The 21,879-nt window shown below is 68.7% G+C and carries 22 protein-coding genes; 17 read left to right on the top strand and 5 right to left on the bottom strand.

Annotated elements, in window-relative coordinates; genetic code table 11:
• The first annotated feature begins 53 nt into the window (after window positions 1–53).
• From B0F77_RS18280 to B0F77_RS18300, 5 genes are all read left to right on the top strand, one after another.
• A complete protein-coding gene (locus B0F77_RS18280) occupies window positions 54–680 on the top strand; it encodes a TetR/AcrR family transcriptional regulator (protein ID WP_158102738.1) in 627 nt (208 codons plus the stop codon).
• Complete coding sequence (locus tag B0F77_RS18285; protein ID WP_086664122.1) at window positions 677–2,221, top strand: MDR family MFS transporter; 1,545 nt, start codon at window positions 677–679, stop codon at window positions 2,219–2,221. Before B0F77_RS18280 ends, B0F77_RS18285 begins: the two co-directional genes overlap by 4 nt.
• 96 nt (window positions 2,222–2,317) lie before the next feature.
• On the top strand, window positions 2,318–3,532 hold the full coding sequence (locus tag B0F77_RS18290) for a serine hydrolase domain-containing protein (RefSeq protein WP_086664123.1): 1,215 nt from the start codon (window positions 2,318–2,320) through the stop codon (window positions 3,530–3,532).
• Window positions 3,529–4,392: a sensor histidine kinase gene (locus B0F77_RS18295; RefSeq protein ID WP_086664143.1), complete on the top strand. Its 864-nt coding sequence runs from the start codon at window positions 3,529–3,531 to the stop codon at window positions 4,390–4,392. Before B0F77_RS18290 ends, B0F77_RS18295 begins: the two co-directional genes overlap by 4 nt.
• Window positions 4,389–5,018, top strand: coding sequence for a response regulator (locus B0F77_RS18300; RefSeq protein ID WP_086664124.1), 630 nt, complete (start codon window positions 4,389–4,391; stop codon window positions 5,016–5,018). Before B0F77_RS18295 ends, B0F77_RS18300 begins: the two co-directional genes overlap by 4 nt.
• A gap of 122 nt (window positions 5,019–5,140) precedes the next feature.
• On the opposite strand, the gene B0F77_RS18305 is transcribed toward B0F77_RS18300, so the two are convergent.
• Together B0F77_RS18305 and B0F77_RS18310 are read right to left on the bottom strand one after the other, a co-directional pair.
• Window positions 5,141–6,586 (bottom strand): aldehyde dehydrogenase family protein, encoded by a 1,446-nt coding sequence (locus tag B0F77_RS18305; protein WP_086664125.1) that lies wholly within the window; start codon window positions 6,584–6,586, stop codon window positions 5,141–5,143.
• Window positions 6,587–6,625: 39 nt separating this feature from the next.
• Entirely contained in the window at window positions 6,626–7,378 is a 753-nt protein-coding gene (locus tag B0F77_RS18310; protein WP_086664126.1) for an IclR family transcriptional regulator, read from the bottom strand.
• A gap of 37 nt (window positions 7,379–7,415) precedes the next feature.
• Between B0F77_RS18310 and B0F77_RS18315 the strand changes: the two genes are divergently transcribed.
• From B0F77_RS18315 to B0F77_RS18330, 5 genes are read left to right on the top strand one after another with little or no spacing between them, the layout of a single operon-like run.
• Complete coding sequence (locus B0F77_RS18315; protein ID WP_158102739.1) at window positions 7,416–9,815, top strand: ATP-binding protein; 2,400 nt, start codon at window positions 7,416–7,418, stop codon at window positions 9,813–9,815.
• Window positions 9,812–10,549, top strand: coding sequence for a phosphotransferase (locus tag B0F77_RS18320; RefSeq protein ID WP_086664128.1), 738 nt, complete (start codon window positions 9,812–9,814; stop codon window positions 10,547–10,549). Before B0F77_RS18315 ends, B0F77_RS18320 begins: the two co-directional genes overlap by 4 nt.
• Window positions 10,550–10,573: 24 nt before the next feature.
• Window positions 10,574–10,726 (top strand): hypothetical protein, encoded by a 153-nt coding sequence (locus B0F77_RS48705; protein ID WP_169730946.1) that lies wholly within the window; start codon window positions 10,574–10,576, stop codon window positions 10,724–10,726.
• Window positions 10,727–10,762: 36 nt separating this feature from the next.
• Window positions 10,763–10,942, top strand: coding sequence for a hypothetical protein (locus tag B0F77_RS18325; protein ID WP_086664129.1), 180 nt, complete (start codon window positions 10,763–10,765; stop codon window positions 10,940–10,942).
• A gap of 22 nt (window positions 10,943–10,964) precedes the next feature.
• Window positions 10,965–11,960 carry a YdcF family protein gene (locus B0F77_RS18330; RefSeq protein WP_245848360.1) on the top strand — a complete coding sequence of 332 codons (996 nt, stop codon included), beginning with the start codon at window positions 10,965–10,967 and terminating at the stop codon, window positions 11,958–11,960.
• Between the two features lie 22 nt (window positions 11,961–11,982).
• Here B0F77_RS18330 and B0F77_RS18335 read toward each other — a convergent pair whose 3' ends face one another.
• Window positions 11,983–12,648 carry a glycosyltransferase family 2 protein gene (locus tag B0F77_RS18335; RefSeq protein ID WP_158102740.1) on the bottom strand — a complete coding sequence of 222 codons (666 nt, stop codon included), beginning with the start codon at window positions 12,646–12,648 and terminating at the stop codon, window positions 11,983–11,985.
• Window positions 12,649–12,735: 87 nt separating this feature from the next.
• Between B0F77_RS18335 and B0F77_RS18340 the strand changes: the two genes are divergently transcribed.
• Complete coding sequence (locus B0F77_RS18340) at window positions 12,736–13,188, top strand: DUF4396 domain-containing protein (RefSeq protein ID WP_086664131.1); 453 nt, start codon at window positions 12,736–12,738, stop codon at window positions 13,186–13,188.
• Between the two features lie 4 nt (window positions 13,189–13,192).
• Here B0F77_RS18340 and B0F77_RS18345 read toward each other — a convergent pair whose 3' ends face one another.
• The gene (locus B0F77_RS18345; RefSeq protein WP_086664132.1) at window positions 13,193–13,639 is read right to left on the bottom strand and encodes a hypothetical protein; all 447 of its coding nucleotides are present in this window, start codon (window positions 13,637–13,639) and stop codon (window positions 13,193–13,195) included.
• Between the two features lie 180 nt (window positions 13,640–13,819).
• Between B0F77_RS18345 and B0F77_RS18350 the strand changes: the two genes are divergently transcribed.
• The 3 genes from B0F77_RS18350 to B0F77_RS18360 are packed head-to-tail and all read left to right on the top strand — an operon-like array spanning window position 13,820 to window position 17,006.
• On the top strand, window positions 13,820–16,078 hold the full coding sequence (locus B0F77_RS18350; RefSeq protein WP_245848362.1) for a glycosyl hydrolase family 18 protein: 2,259 nt from the start codon (window positions 13,820–13,822) through the stop codon (window positions 16,076–16,078).
• A 48-nt stretch (window positions 16,079–16,126) separates the two neighbouring features.
• Window positions 16,127–16,573 (top strand): helix-turn-helix transcriptional regulator, encoded by a 447-nt coding sequence (locus B0F77_RS18355; protein WP_211293858.1) that lies wholly within the window; start codon window positions 16,127–16,129, stop codon window positions 16,571–16,573.
• 10 nt (window positions 16,574–16,583) lie between these two features.
• Window positions 16,584–17,006: a VOC family protein gene (locus tag B0F77_RS18360; protein WP_086664147.1), complete on the top strand. Its 423-nt coding sequence runs from the start codon at window positions 16,584–16,586 to the stop codon at window positions 17,004–17,006.
• Here B0F77_RS18360 and B0F77_RS18365 read toward each other — a convergent pair.
• Window positions 17,003–18,238 carry an ABC transporter substrate-binding protein gene (locus B0F77_RS18365; RefSeq protein WP_086664133.1) on the bottom strand — a complete coding sequence of 412 codons (1,236 nt, stop codon included), beginning with the start codon at window positions 18,236–18,238 and terminating at the stop codon, window positions 17,003–17,005. The genes B0F77_RS18360 and B0F77_RS18365 overlap by 4 nt on opposite strands.
• A 152-nt stretch (window positions 18,239–18,390) precedes the next feature.
• Between B0F77_RS18365 and B0F77_RS18370 the strand changes: the two genes are divergently transcribed.
• The 3 genes from B0F77_RS18370 (at window position 18,391) to B0F77_RS18380 (ending at window position 21,693) form a co-directional block, all read left to right on the top strand.
• Window positions 18,391–19,650: a sensor histidine kinase gene (locus tag B0F77_RS18370; protein ID WP_245848364.1), complete on the top strand. Its 1,260-nt coding sequence runs from the start codon at window positions 18,391–18,393 to the stop codon at window positions 19,648–19,650.
• The gene (locus B0F77_RS18375; RefSeq protein ID WP_211293859.1) at window positions 19,647–20,294 is read left to right on the top strand and encodes a response regulator; all 648 of its coding nucleotides are present in this window, start codon (window positions 19,647–19,649) and stop codon (window positions 20,292–20,294) included. The genes B0F77_RS18370 and B0F77_RS18375 overlap by 4 nt, the downstream gene beginning before the upstream one ends.
• A 268-nt stretch (window positions 20,295–20,562) precedes the next feature.
• Window positions 20,563–21,693 (top strand): HNH endonuclease signature motif containing protein, encoded by a 1,131-nt coding sequence (locus tag B0F77_RS18380; protein ID WP_086664135.1) that lies wholly within the window; start codon window positions 20,563–20,565, stop codon window positions 21,691–21,693.
• The last annotated feature ends 186 nt before the right edge of the window (window positions 21,694–21,879 follow it).

Here is a 21,879-nt window from a genome sequence, read left to right on the forward strand (position 1 = left end):
TTCACAATCTGCAAACTTGCAGTGACTGCAAAACGATCCTGTACTCTTCCCTTGTGAACCAGCCGGAGGAGAGCCTTCGCGACCGCAAGAAGCGCCGCACGCGTGCCGCGCTCGAGCGGGCGACCGTGCGTCTTTCCGCCGAGCGGGGCTACGACCACGTCACCGTTGAGGAGATCGCCGCCGAGGCCGACGTCTCGATGCGCACGTTCTTCAACTACTTCGCGAGCAAGGACGAGGCGCTGATCGGCGCGGACCCCGAGGCGGGGCCGCGGATGGCCGAGCGCATCCTGGCCGCGCCGGACGAGGTCTCGCCCTTCGAGGCGTACCGGCGGTCGGTGCTCGCCGAGATCACCGACGAGCTGAACAACGCGCGCGATCTGTGGCTGCTGCGCAAGGAAGTCCTGATGCAGCGGCCGGACCTGCTGGTCCGGGCCTTCGCCAACAGCGCCGAGTCCGAGCAGCTGCTCGCGAGCGCGGTGGGGCAGCGGGCCGGGCTGCCCGAGTCCCACCTGTACCCGCGCCTGCTGGTGGCCGCCGGCAGCGCCGCGTTCCGCTGTGCGGTAACTCGCTGGGCCCTCGACGACAACGTCGCGTTGGGTGACCTGGTCGGCGACGCACTCGACCTGTTCGGCACCGGGTTGGTTCACGTGCCGCAGCACCACCACGAAGGGGGATCATGAGCACCGAGACCGAAGTGGCACCAATCCACAGCAGACGCGACGTCGTGCAGGCCATGTGGGGCCTGATGCTGGGCATGTTCGTCTCGATCCTGGCCAGCACCATCGTCTCGACCGCGCTGCCGCGGATCGTCGCCGAGCTGCAGGGCTCGCAGTCGATCTTCGCCTGGATCGTCACCGTCGAGCTGCTCGCGATGACGGCGACCGTGCCGTTGTGGGGCAAGCTCGCCGACCTCTACAACCGCAAGCTGCTGATCCAGGCGTCGCTGAGCCTGTTCGTCGTCGGCTCGCTGATCGCGGGCTTCTCGCAGAACATCGAGATGCTCATCATCAGCCGCGTGGTGCAGGGCCTGGGCGCCGGCGGCGTCACGGCGCTCGCGACGGTCGTGATGGCCGCGATGATCCCGCCGCGTGAGCTCGGCAAGTTCTCCGGCATGTTCGGCGCGGTGTTCGGCGTCGGCACCGTCGCGGGCCCGCTGATCGGCGGCCTGCTCGTCGACACCTCGTGGCTGGGCTGGCGCTGGTGCTTCTTCATCGGCATCCCGTTCACCCTCGCCGCGATCTACCTGCTTCAGCGCACCCTGCACCTGCCGGTCGTGCGCAAGACCGACACGAAGATCGACTACCTGGGCGCGATCCTGATCGTGTCCGGCGTCTCGACGCTGCTGATCTGGTCCTCGCTGGCCGGGCAGAAGTTCGAGTGGGCGTCGGGCTGGACCGCGATCCTGGTGACGCTCGGCGTCCTGCTGCTGGCCGCGGCCGTCCGCGTCGAGGCCACCGCGCACGATCCGATCGTGCCGCTGTCGATCTTCCGCAACCGCACGGTCGCGCTGGCGACCATCGCCAGCGCCCTGGTCGGCGTCGCGATGTTCGGCGGCACGGTGTTCCTCTCGCAGTTCTTCCAGCTGTCGCTCGGCAAGACGCCGACCCAGGCGGGCCTGCTCGGCCTGCCGCTGATCTTCGGCTTGCTGGTCTCGTCGACCGTCGCCGGTCAGCTGATCACGAAGTACGGCAAGTGGAAGGCGTTCCTGGTGTCCGGCGGCGTGGCCATGATCGGCGGCCTGCTGCTGCTGTCCACGATCACCGCGCAGACGACCGTGTTCATGGTGTCCGTGCACATGTTCGTGCTCGGCGTCGGCGTCGGTCTGATGATGCAGAACCTGGTGCTGGCGGCGCAGAACGACGTGCCGGCCAAGGACCTGGGCGCGACGACGTCCACCCTGACGTTCTTCCGCTCACTGGGCGGCGCGATCGGCGTCTCGGCGCTGGGCGCGGTGCTGGCGAGCAAGGTGTCGTCGCTGGCGGCCGAGAAGTTCGGCCCGATGGGTGGCGGCGACGGCGCGGTGCCGGACATCTCGGTGCTGCCGCCGGAGATCAAGGCCGTGATCGCCGACATCTACGCGACGGCGACCGCGGAGATCTTCCTGGTGGGTACGCCGTTCGCGGTGCTGGCGCTGCTCGCGGTGGTGTTCATCAAGGAGAAGCCGCTCAAGGAGCAGAGCGGCGACGACCGGCTGGCGGCGGAGATGGCCGCGGGTCACTGACTCGGTTCGTCCTGACCGGACCCCTGACTTTCGTCAGGGGTCCGGTCTGTCTTTCGGGTCGGGTATCCGGCCGCCGCGCTCTTTACGTTCTCTCCCATGAACATCATCTTGGGGGCGGCAGTCGCGTTGTTCGTTTCCACCTACGCGGGCGAGGCCTCGTATCCGGGGGTGGCGGTGGCGATCACCAAGGGGGACCAGGTGATCGCGGTCGAGGGGTACGGCCACGACTCGGCGGGCGCGCCGATCACGGCGGACACGAAGATGGCGATCGCGTCGGTCAGCAAGTCGTTCACGGCGCTCGCCGTCCGGCAGCTGTCCGACGAGGGGAAGCTCGACCTGGACCGGCCGGTGTTCGACTCGCGGATCACGCCGCGTCAGCTGCTCGAGCACAAGTCCGGGATCAGCGATCGCACGTTGCCGGAGAAGAGCCTGCCGCAGCCGGACAGCACTGCCGCGGCGGTGGAACGGGCTCGCGACGTGTTGCGCGACGCGGTGCCCGACGGCCAGTTCCGTTACACGAACACGAACTACCACCTGGCCGCGCGGCTGGTCGAGCTGGCGTCCGGTGAGAAGTTCAACTCCTACCTGCAGAAGCACGTCTTCGAGCCGTTGGGCATGCGGGACACCGTGGCGATCGACGTGACGCCACGCGATCTGCCGCCGGACTACCGCAAGGGTTACGGGTACGCCTACGGGTTCTCGGTCCCGCTGACCGAGCCGGACCGGTTCGTGACGGGGTCCGACGGCGTGATCACCACGGCGGCGGACATGGCGAAATGGCTCGCGGCACAACCGAAGCTCGCGCCGCGGGACGGCATGGGGTGGCAGGCCGACTCTCAGGGACAGCTGCGGCACAGCGGGATCTGGTTCACCGCCACGGCCGGCCAGCTGCTGACCTCGTCCGGCTACGGGATCGCGGTCATGTCGAACAGCGGGATCGGGCTCGGCAACGAGGGCACCTACGGGCTGGAGAACGGCATCGCGGACGTGCTCGACGGCAGGACTCCTGCCGAGCCCACGTCGTACCGGTTGATCACGGATCTCGTGCTGGCCGGGCTGACGCTGTTGTCGCTGGCGCTGGGGATTCGTGCGTTGCGACGGCCGCGAAAGCTGCACAAGGCGTGGCAGGTGCTCAGGTTCGTGCCGCTGGGTGTGCTGGTGGCGTTGCCGACGTTGATCGGGCTGCTGTACGGCGGCGGGCGGGACATCTCGTTCTACCAACTGATGCACTATTCGTTGCCGCTTGTGGTGTGGTTGGGGGTGTCGAGCGTGATGAACATCAGCGTGGCGGTCGTGAGGTGGGTGCGATGAGGATCCTGGCGCTCGCGGCCTGTGTCGCCACCGCCTTCGGCATGTCGTTCTTCATGACCGAGACCGTGCCGCCGTGGACGGTCGTGGTGTGCGCCGCGGTGTTCGTCGCCGCCTTCCTGCTCGGGCGGCGGATGGCGCCCGGCTGGCCCGTGATCCTGTTCGTCGCGGCGGGACTCATCAACCTCACCGGGCTCATCGTCGTGGCGCTGGCCGCGGCCCTGCCGTGGGTGCTCGGCCGGGTCGCGGGCCAGCAGGCCGCGCTGGCCGCGGCTTCCGTTGAGTCCGCTCACCTGCGCGAACGCACCCGGATCGCGCACGAGGTGCACGACACGCTGGGGCACGAGCTCAGCCTGCTGGCGCTGCAGGCGGGCGCGCTGGAGATGAACCTGCCTCCTGAGCACCAGGCGGCCGCCGCCCAGCTCAGGGAGACCGCCTCGGGTGCCACCGAACGGCTGGCGGACCTGGTGTTCCTGCTGCGTGACGGCGAGCCGCCGGCCGTGGTGGGCCTGCAGGACCTCGTGGATCGCGCGGTGGCGGCCGGGTTGCGGGTCGAGTTCACAGTGGAGGGTGCGATTCCGTCCACTGTGGAGCAGACCGTGCATCGCGTGGTGCAGGAGGCTTTGACGAACGCCGCCAAGCACGCGCCGAAGTCCGCGGTGGTGCTGAGGGTGACCACGGCCGACGCGACCACGGTGGTGGAGGCGCACAACGACGCCGGGTTGCGGCGGGGCGCGGGCAGCCGGTTGGGGCTGGTCGCGTTGCGGGAACGGGTGCGGCTCGCGGGCGGTACGCTGCGGATCAGTCGTGGCGGCGGCAGGTTCGAGCTGGTCGCGACGCTGCCGCACTCGGGGGACCTGTGATTCGCGTTCTGCTCGCCGACGACGAGGCGATGGTGCGCGCGGGCGTGCGCGCCATCCTCGGCTCCGACCCCGGGTTGGAGGTGGTGGCGGAGGCGTCGGACGGTCGCGAGGCGATCGACCTGGCGTTGAAACACCGGCCGGACGTCGTGCTGCTGGACGTCCGGATGCCCCGCCTCGACGGCCTGGAGGCGGCGAAAGAGCTGGCGCGCCTGGGGTTCGGCGTCGCGATGCTGACGACGTTCAACGACGACGGCTACCTGGAACAGGCGCTGGACGGCGGCGCCCGCGGCTTCCTGCTGAAGTCGGGCGATCCGCGCGAACTCATCGCGGGCGTGCACGCGCTGGCGTCCGGCGGCGCCTACCTCGCACCCAAGGTGGCAGCACGGATGATCACGCGGTTCCGCGGTGGCCGGGTCAGCGAGGCCCGTTCCCGCGTGGCGTCGCTGACCGCGCGGGAACGGGACGTGCTGGCGTTGCTCGGCCAGGGGCTGTCGAACGCGCAGATCGCGCGGCGGCTCGACCTGGTCGAGGGCACCGTCAAGGGGCACGTGAGCGCCATCCTGACCCGCCTCGGCGCGGAGAACCGCGTACAAGCGGCCATCGTCGCCCACGAAGCAGCCCTCTAACCCCCGTTGGCCGGCGGTCACGCGGGGCCCCTTCGTTCCCTCCAGGGAAACGCGGGGTCCCCGCGTGCCGAAAAATGGGGCTGGTGGGGTTTGTGTGGGTGAACGGCGCTGCGGGTGAGGGTTTAGAGCGGGAAGTGGCCGTGGCCTCCTGCCACGGTGACCCAGCGGGTCGCGGAGAAGGCCTCCAGGCCCCACCGGCCGCCGAACCTGCCGTACCCGCTGGACTTCACGCCACCGAACGGCGCCTGCGGCTCGTCGTCGACCGTCTGGTTGCCGACGTGCACGATGCCGGTGCGGATGCGTCGCGCGAGGGCGAAGCCGCGGCGGGAGTCCTCGGTGAGGATGCCCGCGGTGAGGCCGTGCTCGGTGTCGTTCGCGATGGCCACGGCCTCGTCGTCGTCGGCGACCGGGATGACCATGACGGCCGGGCCGAAGATCTCCTCCTGGAAGATCCGCATCCGCGGCGTCACGCCGTCCAGCACGGTCGCGGTCCCGTTGCCGCCGGCCCGGACCTGGGCGCCCTCGGTGACCGCCTCGGCGACGAGCGCCGCCACGCGTTCGGCGGCGCGCGGGCTGATGACCGGGCCGATGGCGGTGCCGGGGTCCGCGGGGTCGCCGTGCGGCAGCGAGTTGACCTTCGCGGCCAGCTTCGCGGTGAACTCCTCGGCCACCGCCTGGTGCACCAGGATGCGGTCGGCCGACATGCAGATCTGGCCCGCGTTGAAGAACGCGCTGAACGTCGCCGCGCTCACCGCGTGGTCGAGGTCGGCGTCGTCGAGGACCAGCAGCGAGTTCTTGCCGCCGAGTTCCAGGACGGCCGGCTTGAGGTGTTGCGCTGCAAGGGTTCCGACGATCCGCCCGACCTCGGTCGACCCGGTGAAGTTCACCGCCTGCACGCGGGTGTCGGTGATCAACGCCTTGGCGATCTCGGCGGCGTCCTCGGGAGCGTTCGTCACGACGTTGAGCACGCCCGCCGGCAGCCCGGCCTCGTGCAGCACGTCGGCGATGAACAGCCCGGCCGCGATCGGCGCGTCCTCGCTCGGCTTGAGCACCACCGTGTTGCCGGCGGCGAGCGGCGCGGCGACGGCCCGCGTGCTGAGGATGACGGGGGCGTTCCACGGCGCGAACGCCGCGACGACGCCGAGCGGTTCCCGCACCGCGAGCGACAGCTGTCCCGGCGTCTCCGTCGTCAGCACCTCGCCCACGGGCTGGGTGACCGCGGCGGCCGCCTCGCGCAGGATGTTCGCCGCCAGCATGACGTTGAACCCTGCCCAGCCGCCGACGCCGCCGACCTCGGCCGCCATGAGGCCGATGACCTCGGACGTCCTGGCCTCCAGGCCGTCCGCCGCCTTGAGCAGGATCCCGCGCCGCCGCGACGGCGAGAACGCCGACCACTCCGCGAAGGCCTCCTGCGCCGCGTCGACGGCGCGCGTCACGTCCGCGACGCCGGCAGCGGCGACAACGGCGTGGACCTCACCCGTGTACGGGTTTAGGTCGTCGGTGGTGCGGCCGTCCAGCGCGGGAACGCTTTCGCCGCCGATGAATAGCTGACGCTTTTCGGTTGCCACGGTTGAAGATTCAAGCGTTCCGGACCGGAATCATCCAAGTCAGGCTTCCGGTGGGTGGAAACCCGGCTGCAACGTCCGGCCGATGCCGCTCGCCGCCACCTGCAACGCCGCCACCAGCCGCGCCCGCACGTTGCGCAAATCCGGCACCACGATCCCCAGCGCCGCCACCACCTGCCCGTCCACCTCGACCGGCACCGCCACGCTGCACGCCCCGAGCGTCATCTCCTCGAACGTCTGCGCGTACCCGTCCCGCCTGATCCGGTGCAGCTGAGCCCGCATCCGGCCCGGCTCGGTGACCGTGTACGCCGTGATCCGCGTCAGACCGTGTTGCAGTACCTCCTCCTGCACCTCCGGCGGTGCGTGCGCGAGCAACACCTTGCCCACGCCGGTCGAGTGCAACGGCAACCTGCTGCCCGTGGAGCTCACGATCGGCACGGACGCATGCCCCGACACCCGGTCGAGGTACAGGACCTCGGTCCCCTCCCGCACGGCCAGGTGCACCACCGCCCGCGTCGCGGCGTGGATGTCGTGCAGGAACGGCTCCGCGACCCGGCTCAGATCCACCTCGCCCGCGGCGAGCAGCCCGAGCCGCCAGATCCGCCGCCCGATGACGTACTCCCCGGACTCCAGCCGCCGCACCGCACCCCACGCCGCCAGTTCGGCCAGCAACCGGTGCGCCGTGCTGACCGGCAACCCGCTGCGCCGCGCGATGCCGCTGAGCGTCTGGCGGCGGTGGCGGGCGTCGAAGGTGCCGAGCAGCGACAGCAGCTTCGAGGAGACGGTGACGGCCATCCACGAATTCTGCCCACATCGATCTACCATCGGCGCGGTGGCCGGAACACCAGAGGGAAGACTCCGTGCGCTGCACCGGGCACTCGCCGCGCACCCCAACCAACCAGTGCTGTTCGCCGACCTGATCAACGCGGTCTGGGGCGAGCAACCACCCGCGGGCCCGCTTCCGGCGTTGCGCACGCTCGTGAAGCGCCTCCGGCGGTCCATTCCGGACGAGATAGTCACCGACGCGTCCGGTTACCGCCTCAAGGTCCGCACCCCCGGACCGTGCCAGCTCCCCGCGGACCTGCCGGACTTCGTGGGCCGCGAGCAGGAGCTGGACCGCCTCGAACGGCAAGAGGGCGTCATCGCGATCACTGGTGCGCCGGGCGTGGGCAAGACCGCGCTGGCCGTGCGGCTCGCGCACCGGTTGCGGGAGCGGTACTTAGACGGCCAGCTCTACGTGAACCTGCGCGCGTTCGCCTCCGGGCCGCCGGTCACCGCGGAACAGGCCCTGAGCGGCTTCCTGAAGGCGCTCGGTGTCCCGCAGCCGGCGATTCCGGCCAGCCTGGACGCCCAGATCGAGCTCTACCGCAAGAAGCTCGAAGGCAAACGGGTGCTGGTCGTGCTCGACAACGCCGTCGAGGACGCGATCGAGCCGCTCGTGCCGGACCAGCCCGGCTGCCTCACCATCGTCACCAGCCGGCACGACCTGCCCGGCCAGCTGAGGCTCGACGTCCTGGGCGATGATGCCGCGCACGAGTTGCTCACGAACATGCGTGTGGAAGGCACGGCTGACGAACGCACAGAGCTCGTACGCCTGTGCGCGCATTTGCCGCTCGCCTTGCGCATCGCGGGAGCGAACGTGGCCCACGGGCACATCGAGGACTACCTCGACGAGCTGCGCGGCGACCGGCTGGACGTGCTGGAGATCGACGGCGACGCGGCGGTGCGGGCCACGTTCGAACTGTCCTACCGGGCGTTGAGCAGCGCGGCCAGGCGCGTGTTCCGGCTGCTCGGACTGCCACCCGGCGCGGACATCGGGCTCGACGCGGCCACGGCGCTCGCGGGGAGCGACCCCGAACCGCAGCTCGACGAGCTGGTGCGGGCCGGACTCGTCGACCAGGTCGGCGTTCGCTATCAGCTGCACGACCTCATCAGGCTGTTTGCCGCTGACGCCGCGGACGACGACGACCGGGCGAGGCTGCTCCACGGCTACGCGTGGTACCTGAGGACGGCGTACAACGCCATCCTCGTGGTGATCCCCGAGCTGAGCCTGATCACCGACCCCGACCTCACCGGAGCCTGCCTGGAGTTCGAGGGCCGGGACGACGCCGCCGCGTGGCTCGAGGAGGAGCACTCGAACCTCGTCGCGGCCGTGCTCGCCGCGCCCTCGCCGTTCGCGCAGCAGCTCGCCGACGTCGTGCGGCTCTACCTGCACGTCGGGCGGTTCGAGATCGACAAGGCGCTGGTGTTCCGGGCCGGACTGCGGGCGGCGCGGGAGGCGGGCGACCGGGCCGGGCAGTGCGCCGCGTCGTTCGGGCTGGGCATGTCGGCGTGGGGGCGCGGTGAGTACCGCGACGCGTTGCACCACTACGGGACGGCGTTGGAACAGGCGGACGAGCCCGCCGCGATCGCGGCGATCAAGAACAACTTCGGGCTCGTGTACCTGGAGCTCGGCGAGGTGGCGCAGGCGCGGGCCAACCTCACCGAGGCGCTCGCGCTGCGGCGGCGGATCGGTGACGAACGCGCGGCCGCCAGCACCCTCATGAATCTCGGCATCTCCTACGGCGCCAAGGGAGAGCTGCGTGAGGCGGCGCGGTACATCGAGGAGTGCTACGAAGTCTGCTCGCGGCTCGGCATGAGCAACCAGAGCGCGCTCGTCCTGGACAACCTGTCCGTCGCCTACTTCGAGCTGGGCGAACTGGACCGGGCGCTGACCGCGAGCCTGGAGTCCGTCCGCCTGCACGTCGAGAACGGTCAGCAGCGGGCCCTCTCGAACGCCCTGGCGAGCCTCGCCCGCATCCGCGCCGAACGCGGGGAGATCGAGGAGGGGCTGGCGGTGGCCCAGCGGTGCTTCGAGGTCGCGCGGGAGGCCGAACATCCCAAGTCGCGCATCGACTGCCTGGTCGCGATGGTCGCTCTGGAGCCGGAGAAGGCGGAGCACCACGCGGGGGAGGCCGTCGAGCTGGGTCGCAAGATCGGCTACGAACCCGGCGTGATCACCGCGTCCATCCTGCTCGCCCAGGCCACGGAGTCGGTGGAGCTGATCGACGAAGTGCTCACCACGATCCGTGAGACCGACAGCCTCATGGACCACTCACGGGCGTTGCTGGCTCGCGCGCGCATCACGCGTGACGTCGACACGGCACGAGAAGCACTCAAGACGGCAGAGGAACACAGCCAGGCGAAAGTCGCTTCGGACGCACGATCGTTCCTGGTAACACTGGGTGCGTGACGTACCTGGGTGAGGGCTGGGACAGCACGGCCGAGCTGTTCGACGAACGGTGGGTGGAACGGCGGCCGCGCCGTCCGGAGATCGGCCCGCAGCTGGTGCGTGAGTCGGTGGTGATGCCCTGGCTCGCGCCGCGGTTGCCGTTGCCCGTGCCGGTTCCTGTTGTCGTGTCCCGGGAACCGCTCGTGGTGCGGCACGAGCTGATACCTGGCGAAGAAGTGCACGAGTTGAACGCGGTGCAGGGCCGGCAGCTGGGGGAGTTCCTGCTGGCGTTGCACGCAGTGCCGGTCGCGGAAGCCGTGCGGCGCGGCGTCGGGCGGAGGCCGCTGCCGGTCGAGCGCTTCCGCGCCGAGGTGCGGGTGCCCGGCGGCGAGGCGTTGCTCGCCAGGATCAGCGGTCTGCCCGCGGACACGCTCGTGCACGGCGACCTCGGCCCGGACCACGTGCTCGGCCACGACGGCGTGCTGACCGGCGTGATCGACTTCGGCGACCTGCACGTCGGCGACGTGGCGATCGACCTGGCGTGGGCGCTGCACTCCACACCGCCCGAGTTCGCTGACTCTCTCGCGGAGGCGTACGGCGTGACGAACGCACTGCGCGAGCGGGCGTTGATCTGGCATCAGCTCGGACCGTGGCACGAAGTGCTGTACGGCAACGACATCGGCGACCCGGCGGTGGCGGCGGACGGACTGGACGGAGTGCGTGAGCGGCTCGGAATCGGGGTAATCCCGATGTGAAAGCCACCCGTGTCAGGAGGAGACATGCCCTGGGTTCGCCGGCACCGCCGCAGCGCTCCGTACAGCTGGTTCCGCTCCACCACGGTCCGCAGCCACTACCGCAGGCCGGCCGGTGGGTTCCTGATTCCCGTGGTCGTGGCCATCGCCGTGATCCTGCTGCTCATCGCCCTGTTCTGAGCCGGGTGCTGAGCTGGGGCGGGTACTGTCGGGAACATGGGACAGTTGGGTGAGTTGTTCCCGGGACGCAAACTCCGCAGCGAGGCGACGGACTCCGGCACCGGTGAGGACTACGAGGAGACCGGACCGCTCGACCTCACGGCGGGCGCGGTGCGGTTGAGGCCGCGCCCGAAGCCCACCCCGGAGCCTGTTGGGGAACCTGACAGCACGGAGTGATCACCGGTATTACCCTTGGCCGGTGCTCGCCGCCCTGCTGTGCCTGATCCCCGCCACTTTCTTCGGCTACGGGATGGTGCGCGACCGACGCAGGCTGAGCAACGCGATCTGGCTCGGCATCACGCTGGTGATGCTGCTGCTGTTGCTGGCGGAGGCCGGTCGCGACAACCCGGTGCTGAGCCTGCCGCTCCTGCTGGCGTTCGTGCTGGCCGTGGTCGGCCTGCTGCTGCTCCCGCTCGCGTTGCTGGCCAACGGTTTGGTGATGGTCCGCCGGGAGGGCCGGTCGCTGGGCAACCTGCTGTCGTTGCTCGCCGGTCTGGCGTTGCTCGGCGAGATGGTCTACTTCACGTGGGGCATCAGCCAGCCCAACGACTGGATCCGCGGCAGCGCGATCGGCCTGTTCCTGGTGTCGGCCTACATCGCCTTCCTGTTCGTGAGCCTGTTGCTGTACTCGGTGGTCTACGGCCGCACCGGGCGCCGGCACGGGTTCGACGGCATCGTGGTGCTCGGCGCCGGGCTCGTCGGCTCACGGGTGCCGCCGTTGCTGGCCTCACGGCTCGACCGCGCGCTGAGGCTCTACCGGCGCGATCTCGCCGCGGGACGGTCACCCGTGATCGTCGTGTCCGGCGGCCAGGGCGCTGACGAGGACGTCTCCGAGGCGTTCGCGATGCGGCAGTACCTGCTCGAACGCGACGTGCCGGACGCCGACGTGGTGCTGGAGGACCAGGCCACCACGACCGAGGAGAACCTCCGCTACAGCAAGGCGTTGCTGGCCGAACGCGGGCACACCGGCCGGGTCGTCGCGGTCACCAACAACTACCACGTGTTCCGCACCGCCGTGCTGTCGCGCAAGACCGGCCTGCGGCTGCAGGTCATCGGCGCCCCGACGGCCTGGTACTTCGTGCCGAGCGCGTTCCTGCGGGAGTTCGTGGCGCTGCTGGTCCGCAACCCGGTCGTGCACGGACTGGCGTGCGCGGTGCTGATGGCGGGCGGGCTGGCGTTGACCCAGATCGGTTAGCCGGATCGGTCAGCCAGATCGGTCAAACGACCGGGAAGATCCAGGACGGCCGGCCCCACTTCGCGATGAACGACTGAGCGTCCACTTCGGTCTGCGCGTTGAGCACCGGGTTCCCGTACGTGGAAGCGTTGCTGTACAGGTGTTCCACGGTCACGCCACCGACCCGGACGGTGCCGCCGGCGGCCTGGGCCTGCCACTCCAGGTCGTCGTCGCCGTACCACCAGCGGAAGCGTTCGTCCGCGCGCAGGTTCGCCTGTCCGTCCACCACGAACGCGTACCCGGTCATCCGGTGCGGCTTGAGCACCGGGCCCTGCTCGGTGTTGTGCCAGTCGGGGTTGTCGCCGGACCGGTCCGGGTAGGCGATCGCGGCGCCGTACCGCTCCAGCGCGCCGGTCATCGCGTCCAGGAAACCCGGCGGCAGCACCAGGTCGTCGTTCAGCACGGCCACCGCGTACTTCTCGCCGGCGGCCTGTTCGTGCGCCCAGTCCAGGCCGATGTTCCACAACCGGCTGATGTTCGGCGGCTGCTCCTCGTCGCGGACGACCTGTGCGGCGACATCGGCCACCGGCGGGGTGCTCGCGTTGTCGATGACGAGGACCCGCTCGGGCGGGAGAGCGAGACTCGAGATGGTCTGCCGCAGCTCGGCCGGGCGGTCGTGGGTGGGGATGACCGCGAACGTGAGCTTCATGGTCGCCATGATCGCACGGGCCGGGGGACCGCTTGCCGCTCATACCCCCTAGGGGTATGGTCGGGCTCGACCCTGAAGGAGGACGAGATGGACCACGCTCCCACGAGCCTGACCAGGCAGGCGATCTCCGCGACGCTGCACTGCCTCACCGGCTGCGCGATCGGCGAGGTGCTCGGCATGGTCATCGGCACGGCGCTGGGCTGGGGAAACCTCGCCACGATCGTGCTGGCCGTGGTGCTCGCGTTCGTGTTCGGCTACTCGCTGACCATCCGCCCGGTGCTGCGTTCGGGTCTCGCGTTCAAGGCGGCACTGGGCGTCGCGCTGGCGGCGGACACGGTCTCGATCGCGGTCATGGAGGTCGTGGACAACGCTGTGATGGTGCTCGTGCCCGGCGCCATGGAGGCCGGCCTCACGAACTGGCTGTTCTGGGTGGCGCTGGCGTTCTCGCTGGCCGTGGCCTTCGTGGTGACGGTGCCGGTGAACCGCTGGATGATCGGGCGCGGCAAGGGCCACGCGGTCGTCCACCAGCACCACCACTGACCGGTCAGGCCCGCACGAACCGCATTTCCCAGTTCTTCTCCCACGTTTCGCCGTCGTCGTAGGAGAACTGCTGCTGCCAGACGGGTTCCTCGCCGGCGGTCCAGTCGAACCGCACCTTCACCGCGTGTCCGCCGACCACGTCGTCACCGAGGAACACCCCGTGCCCGTCGCTGAACCGGCCCTCCAGCGGCGGGTCCAGGTGGCCGGGGGCGCGGGTCGAGGCCCACCAGATCCGCCAGACCTGACGTTCGGGGTCGTACTGCCGCAGCGTCATGCCCTCCCAGCCGTCCGCGTGCAGGCTGTCGATGTTCGCCGCGCCGCCCAGGATCGGCCTGACTTCGGCCTCCGCGTCGAACTCGACCCACTCGGTGCCGCGGCCGGGAATGTCGGCGATCTTGCGGTTGACCACTCGCCAGCGCCCGTGGAAGAAGTCGAAATCGTTCTCACTCATGGGACGGACGCTAAACCGGTATCACTGACAACGAATGTCAGTGATCGACTATTGACCTAAAGGTCTGGACCATTTTACCGTTCCTGGCAGGGCCGCCGCCCTAGCCAGGAGGTCCTTCCCTTGCGCCTGCTCGCCAGAGTGGTCCCGGTACTAGCCCTGCTAGCCGGGACCCTGATAGCTGTGACCACCGCGCCGACCGCGGCCGCGGCCCACGAGGACTGCCGGCCGGACGGGCTGTACAAGACGCCGGGCGTCGAGTCGCCCTACTGCACCGTGTACGACACCGCGGGCCGGGAGAACCTCGGTCCGGACAAGTCCCGCCGGGTGATCGGGTACTTCACCAGCTGGCGCACCGGCAAGAACAACCAGTCGGGCTACCTCGCCAAGGACATCCCCTGGACCAAGGTCACGCACCTGAACTACGCGTTCGCGCACATCGACGGGCAGAACAGGATCTCCGTCGGTGACAACAACGCGAACAACTCGTCGATCGGCATGGAGTGGCCGGGCGTCGCGGGTGCCGAGATGGACCCGTCGCTGCCCTACAAGGGGCACTTCAACCAGCTGACGAAGTTCAAGAAGCAGTACCCGGACGTCAAGACGCTGATCTCGGTCGGCGGCTGGGCGGAGACCGGTGGCTTCTTCAACGCGGACGGCACGCGCAACGCGTCGGGCGGCTTCTACAAGCTCGGCCAGAACCAGGCCGCGATCGACACGTTCGCGGACAGCGTCGTCGCGTTCCTGCGCCAGTACGGCTTCAACGGCGCCGACATCGACTACGAGTACGCGACGTCGAACAACCACGCGGGCAACCCCGACGACTTCTGGATCTCCAATGCCAACCGCGGCACGCTGTGGGCCGGCTACCAGGCGATCATGAAGACGCTGCGGGAGAAGCTCGACCGCGCCGGTGCCGCCGACGGCAAGCACTACCTGCTGACCGCCGCCGTGCCCGCGTCGGGCTGGTTGCTGCGCGGCCAGGAGTCCTATCAGGTCGTCAAGTACCTCGACTACCTCAACGTCATGAGCTACGACCTGCACGGTTCGTGGAACCACTTCGTCGGCCCGAACGCCGCTCTCTACGACGACGGCAAGGACGGCGAACTCTCCGCCGGTGGCGTGTACACGGCACCGCAGTACGAGGGCATGGGTTACCTCAACGCTGACTGGGCGTACCACTACTACCGCGGTGCGATGCAGGCCGGACGCATCAACCTCGGTGTGCCGTTCTACTCGCGCGGCTGGCAGGGCGTCACGGGTGGCACGAACGGGTTGTGGGGCAAGGCGGCGCTGCCGGACCAGTCGAAGTGCCCGCCCGGCACCGGTTCGTCGGTCGGCTCGACCACGCCGTGCGGCAACGGCGCGACCGGCGTCGACAACATCTGGCACGACGTCACCGCCGGTGGCGCCGAGGTGCCGTCCGGCGTGAACCCGTTGTGGCACACCAAGAACCTCGAAGCCAAGGTCACCGGTTCGTACTCCGCGCAGTACGGCCTCGACCCGGTCAACGACCCGACGGACCGCCTGACCGGCACGTACACGCCGTACTACGACTCGACGCTGAAGTCGCCGTGGCTGTGGAACAACGACAAGAAGGTGTTCCTCTCCACCGAGACCGAACAGTCGATCGCGGAGAAGGCCAGGTACGTCCGAGACAAGGGCCTCGGCGGCATCATGATCTGGGAACTCGCCGGCGACTACGGGTACGACTCCGCCAAGAAGGAGTACTTCATCGGCGACACGCTGCTGTCGACCATCAACAGCGGTCTCAACGGTGCCGCGCCCTACGGTGCCGCGAAGGCCTCCACCCAGCAGACCCAGTCGCTGGCGGTCGACGTGGACGTGTACGGCTTCGCGTTGGGCGACAACAACTACCCGATCACGCCGAAGATCAAGTTCACCAACCGGTCCACCGTCACCATCCCCGGTGGCACGAAGATCGCGTTCGACTACGGCACCAGCGCGCCCGGCGGCATGGCCGACCAGTCCGGGTTCGGGCTCAGGGTCGTGACGAAGGGCCACAGCGGGTCCAACGTCGGCGGTCTGAAGGGCGACTTCCAGAAGGCGGAGCTCACGCTGCCGTCGTGGCAGTCGCTGGCACCGGGCGCGTCGATCGAGATGACGGTCAGCTACCAGCTGCCGATCTCGACGCCGTCGAACTTCGTGTTCACGTTCGGTGGTCAGTCCTACGCGATCTCGGCCGACTACCCGCGGATCGGCGGCGGCAACCCGCCGACGTCGACCACGACCTCCACCACGACGACCACCTCGAACCCGCCGGTCTGCTCGCTGCCCGCGTGGGAGAGCGGCAAGGTCTACACCGGTGGCAACGAGGTGTCGCACAAGGGCCGCAGGTGGAAGGCCCAGTGGTGGACGCAGAACGAGGAACCCGGCACCACGGGTGAGTGGGGCGTCTGGCGCGACCAGGGCGCCTGCTAGCCCTTGTAAGTCAGCGATCTGTCAGGCGCGGGGCTTAGGCTGTTCGGTGTGAAGGACGCTGTGACCGCCCAGGACCCGCGCCTGCAGGAGCTGCTCCTGCTCCGCAAGGTGCGCGACCGGATCGACCGCGAGTACCGCGAACCGCTCGACGTCGCGGCGCTGGCTCGTGGCGTGCACCTGTCGGCGGGGCATCTGTCGCGCGCTTTCCGCGCTGCGTTCGGCGAGTCGCCCTACAGCTACCTGATGACCCGCCGAATCGAGCGGGCCATGACGCTGCTGCGGCGCGGCGACATGTCCGTCACCGACGTCTGCTTCGAGGTCGGCTGCACCTCGCTCGGCACGTTCAGCACGCGTTTCTCCGAGCTCGTCGGCATGTCGCCGAGCCAGTACAAGAAGGTCGCGGCCTCCGACGGCCAGGGCATCCCGAACTGCCTGGCCAAGGCAGTGATGCGGCCGATCAGGAATCGAGAAGCGGCGACCGGTCCGTCGGATTAGGTTGACCGCCATGTCAGTCATCATCGCCGCGGCGTTCCTGCCCGCAGACGACCCCGAGAAGTCACTCGGCTTCTTCCGCGACGCGCTCGGCTTCGAGGTCCGCCAGGACGTCGGGCAGGGCACCATGCGCTGGATCACCGTGGGCCCGCCCGACCAGCCGGAGACCGGCATCGTGCTGCACCCGCCCGCCGCCGACCCCGGCGTGAGCGACGAGGAGCGTCGCACGATCGCCGTCCTGATGGCCAAGGGCGTCTACACGGCACTCTCGCTCGCCACCAAGGACCTGCAGGGCACGTTCGACCGTGCGCGCGCATGGGTCGAGAAGTCCGGTGTGGGCGAGGTGCTGCAGGAGCCCGAGGACCAGCCGTGGGGCGTGCGCGACTGCTCGTTCCGCGACCCGGCGGGCAACCTGGTCCGCATCAACCAGCTCTAACGGGCTCGCGTGCCCTTCAGCTTCACCAGCTCGGACTCGAAGAGGCCTTCCTCGACCTTGAGCGTGCCGGGCACCTTGAGGTCCGGCCTGCTCAGGTACGACTGCGTCGCCGACGGCCGGCCCACCAGCGAGAACCGCAGCTGACCGGTGAGGCCCCTGGTGTTGAGGGCGTTCGTGTCGTGGAACGCCCTCAACACGCCGTCACGGCTGAGGTCCTTCTTCTCGCACGCCTTCTCCAGCACGGCGACGAACGCGGTCGCCACCGTGTAGCCGTGCACCGTGTTCAACGAGCCCTGCTCGCTCGGCCACCGTTGCTGGAAGCCTTCGCGCAGCTCGCGGACACCGTCCACGTCGGCGTTCCACGGCGCGACCGGCGAGGTGATCAGGACCTGCTTGGCGAACACCGGCGCGACCGGTGAATCCATGATCGCCGGGTCGTAGCTGACGGCGCTGGTCAGGATCGGCACGGTCCACCCGAGCTGCGCGGCGATGCCCACCGCTGCCGCAGTCTGCGGCGGGGTCAGGCTCAGCGTGAGCACCTTGACGTCCGCCGCCTTCAACGCGGTGATCTGCGCGAGGAGATTGGCCGTCGTCTCCGTGACGGCCTGCTCGGAGATCTTCATGCCCCAGTTCTCGGCGACGAACCTGCTGCCTTCCAGCGCGTTGTCGCCGAAGCTGCCGCGCAGGTGCAGGTGACCGATCGTGTCGCCGGCGTTGAGCGTGCCCTTGCGTTTGTAGTAGTCGAGGCCGTTGATGATGTCGAGGTCGTAAGTGGTGCCGACGACCATCATGTGCGGATTGCCGAGCAGGGAGGCGGCCCACGAGGCGGGCACGGTCAGCGCCCGCGTCTGCATCAGGTCTGGCTCGATGGCCGCGGTCATCGGCTGGCCGGTGACGTCGATGAAACCGAGCACTTGCGGTTCGAGCTCGAAATAGCCGGCGAGCGCCTTCTCCACGTCGTAGGCGTGGTCTTTCTGCTTCAGTTCCACCCGTCGACCGCACACGCCGCCACGTTTGTTGATCAAGTCCAGATAAAGTTCATAACCGCGAATGCGGAGAGTCGAAGTCCCTTTGAACGGTCCGGTCATGTCCGTCAGCACGCCGAGCGAGATCGCTTCGCTGGTGACGCCCGGACCTGTCCGAACGGCGGGATTTGCCTGGTCGTGCCCTGCGCAGGCGGTGAGCGTCGTCAGCAGCAGAGCGGTGGGCAGCAAAAGGTGACGAATGCGCATTTACCGGCCTTGTCGCAGGGGATTGGTCGCAGAGGTATCGGGAAGTATTGAGTAGGGGGTTGCGATACGTCCAATTTTGTGGGCGGGAACACCCTTCGGGCCTGAACAACTTCGATTACCGATGGAAAAGGCCTGCCAGGTACCTTGATCAGGTGGAAGAGCCCGTGTGGAACGAGTGGCGGCGGCCCGGCCCGACGCCCGCGCAACGGCGGCGCGACATCGGCATCGCGGTGATCGTGCTGCTGTGCGCGGTGGAGGTCACCACCCTGGTCAACAGCATGGGCGGTTACGTCTTCAAGGATCCGCCCGATCTGCGCGCGCAGCTCGCGTGGATGCTCGCGCTGTCCGTGCCTCTGGTCGTGCGCCGCCGTTACCCGCTGGCCGTGATGCTGGTGGTGTCCGCGTTGTTCATCGCCGCGCAGTGGAACAAGTCCGGCGACACGCTGGTGCCGTCCGCGATCCTCTTCCTCGCGATCTTCACGGTCGGTGCCTGGGAGCAGAACCGCGTCCTCGCCCGCTGGTCCCGCATCGGCGTCATCGTCGCGATGTTCCTGTGGCTCGGCTTCAGCCTCGTGCGGGCCCTGCTCGGCCCGAAGACGAGCTTCGAGAACGCCGCCGGACCGCTGGACCCGGTGCTCGCCACCGTCCTCTACGGACTGGAGTTCAACCTCTTCTTCTTCCTCTTCGCCTACGTGGTGGGGGAGATGGCGTGGTCGAGCGCCCGGCGCCGGGCGCAGCTGGAGTTCCAGGCCGAGGAACTGCGGCGCTCGCAGGAGCAGAGCACCCGTGGCGCGATCGCGGCCGAACGCATGCGCATCGCCCGCGACCTGCACGACGTCGTGGCGCACCACGTGTCCGTGATGGGCATCCAGGCCGGTGCCGCGCGCCGCGTCCTGGACTCCGATCCCGCGATGGCGCGCGACGCGTTGCAGACCGTCGAACAAACCGCGCGGACCGCGATCAACGAACTGCGTGGCCTCCTCGGCGTGCTGCGCGCGGACGCCCAGGAGGAGCTGAGGGCGGCTCCCAGTCTCGATGACCTGCCGGAACTCTTCGAACACGCACGCGCCGCGGGCCTGGAGGTCTCGCACGGCGTGTACGGCTCACCTAGAGACGTGTCGTCCGGTGTGGCGTTGTCCGCGTATCGAGTCGTGCAGGAAGCACTCACGAACGTGGTCAAGCACGCGGATGCGCAACACGTGGACGTCCGGATGCGTTTCCTGGACAGCGCTCTGGAAGTGGAGATCTCCGACGACGGCCGCGGCCGGGGCGCGCCCGGTGCCGGCTTCGGTCTCGTGGGCATGCGCGAGCGCGTGGCGGTGCACGGCGGTTCGTTGGAGGCGGGACCACGGCGTGACGCGGGCTATCTGGTCCGTGCATCGCTGCCGACGGCTTCGGAGGAGAAGGCGTGAGTTTGCGAGTCGTGCTGGCCGACGACCAGGACCTGGTCCGCGCCGGTTTCCGCGTCATCCTCGGCACCGAGCCCGGTATCGAGGTGGTCGGCGAGGCGGGTGATGGCGCCGCAGCCGTCGAACTGGTGGCGTCGCTGCGGCCGGACGTCGTGCTGATGGACGTGCAGATGCCGCGCATGGACGGCCTCGAAGCCACCCGGCGGATCCTTTCCGCTGGTCACGGCACCCGAGTGGTCATCCTGACCACGTTCGACCGCGAGGACTACCTGTTCGAGGCGCTGCAGGCGGGCGCTAGCGGGTTCCTGCTCAAGAACGCCTCGCCGGAGGACCTCGTCGAGTCGGTGCGGGTGGTGGCGCGTGGTGACGCGTTGTTGTCGCCTGAGGTGACTCGGCGGGTGATCGCTCGGTTCAGCACGGCGGGGAAGGAGCGGACTCGGCCTGCCTCGTTGACCGATCGTGAGTTCGAGGTGCTGGTCGAGTTGGCCAAGGGGGCTTCCAACGCTGAGATCGCTGGGGCGTTGTTCTTGGGTGAGACGACCGTGAAGACGCATGTTTCTCGGGTGTTGGCGAAGCTCGGGTTGCGGGATCGGACTCATGCTGTGGTGTTTGCTTATGAGCAGGGGATTGTTACGCCTGGGGGGTGAGGGCACGCCTTCGGCGACCCGGCACATGCCCTCCTTCGTCGGGCGTGTGCCGGAACGGATTTCTGTGGTTGCGTTGGTTGGGTGGTTGCGGGGCGTGGTCCATTTTCGTCGTTTTGGTTCCTGGGGCGTGCGTGGTTGCTAGTGGTTGCGTGTCGTAGAGAGAAAAACGACGCACGGGCTATACGACGGCATGCCTGAGCTGGGGTTTCACCCTATTGAGTGGCTGGATCTGGTCATTTTGGTTTTTGATCAAGAATAGAATTGAGGTATGGAAGCGGTCGAGGTACTCGATGCCCTGGCTTATCACGAGAGGGAAATCGCCTATCATCAGGCGCAGTCGTTGCGTGTGCTCGCCGACTATGCGATCGCATGTGAAGGCGAGGAGTTCTTCGACGCCGAGATCGCGGCCGCGATGCGCTGGACGTCGCGATGGACCACCGATCAGATCGCCCTGGCGCTTGACCTTGCCTCCAAGCTGCCGCGGACGCTGGACGCCCTGGAGAAGGGCGAGATCGACCTCTACAAGGCTCGTGTCCTGCACGACAAGACCGGGCCGTTGTCCGCTGATCTCGCGACCGAGGTGGAGGAGCGGGTGCTGGCCAAGGCTCCGGGGCAGACCGGTGCGCAGATGCGGCAGCTCACCAGCCGGGTCGTGATGCGGGTGGACCCGGAAGGGCACAAGGAACGGGCCGAGGAGCGCAAGAAGCAGCGGTGCACCGGCATCGATGCCATGGAAGAGGACATGGCCCGGTTCTGGGCTTATCTGCCCGCGCACCTCGCTACCGCCTGCTACGCCCGCGTCGACGCCATCGCCCGCCAGACCAAGACCCCGACCGATCCGCGCACCCTCGACCAGGTGCGTGCTGATGTGGTCGCCGACCTGATTCTGGCGACGCCGGACAAGTCCAGCGCGGTCAAGGTCGAGCTGTATGTCGCGGTGTCTGCGGCGACGTTGATGGGGGTGTCCGACCAGCCTGGTGAGCTGGCCGGGTACGGGCCGATCACCGCTGATCTGGCTCGTGAACTGGCTGGGGACTCCACGTGGCGCCGCCTGCTCACCGACCCGGCCACGGGTGAGGCTCTGGAGTTCGGCACGTCCACCTATCGTCCGCCCGCCGCGCTGCGCAGGTTCGTCTGGATGCGGGATCGGACCTGTCGCTTCCCCAGCTGCATGCGGCCCTCGCACAAGTCGGATCTCGACCACACGGTCCCGTTCCCGCTGGGCTCGACCTCGGCCGACAACCTGGGCGCGTTCTGCAGGCGCCATCACCGCGTGAAGCACCGCACCGCCTGGCAGGTCAGCCAGCCGAAGCCAGGACGGTTCTGCTTCCGCAGCCCGGCCGGAAGGACGTATCACCGCGAACCGGAAGCGGTGCTGGGCGATCCGCCGCCGTTCTAGTAGTGCTTTGTCGGGTCCGGAGGGACTTCCGCGACAGCGGGCACAGGCAACCCCGGTGGTCGCGCTCTCACGATGCTGCACCTGCAAGTTGGTTGTAGTTACGAGCCGATGTAATCGATTGCAGATCACCTCAACTACCACCAACTGCGCTGGTAGTGGCCATACCTCCGAAGCCTGCTGGCTGCG

The sequence above is a fragment of the Lentzea kentuckyensis genome (assembly GCF_002150765.1).
Classification (GTDB): Bacteria; Actinomycetota; Actinomycetes; order Mycobacteriales; family Pseudonocardiaceae; genus Lentzea; species Lentzea kentuckyensis.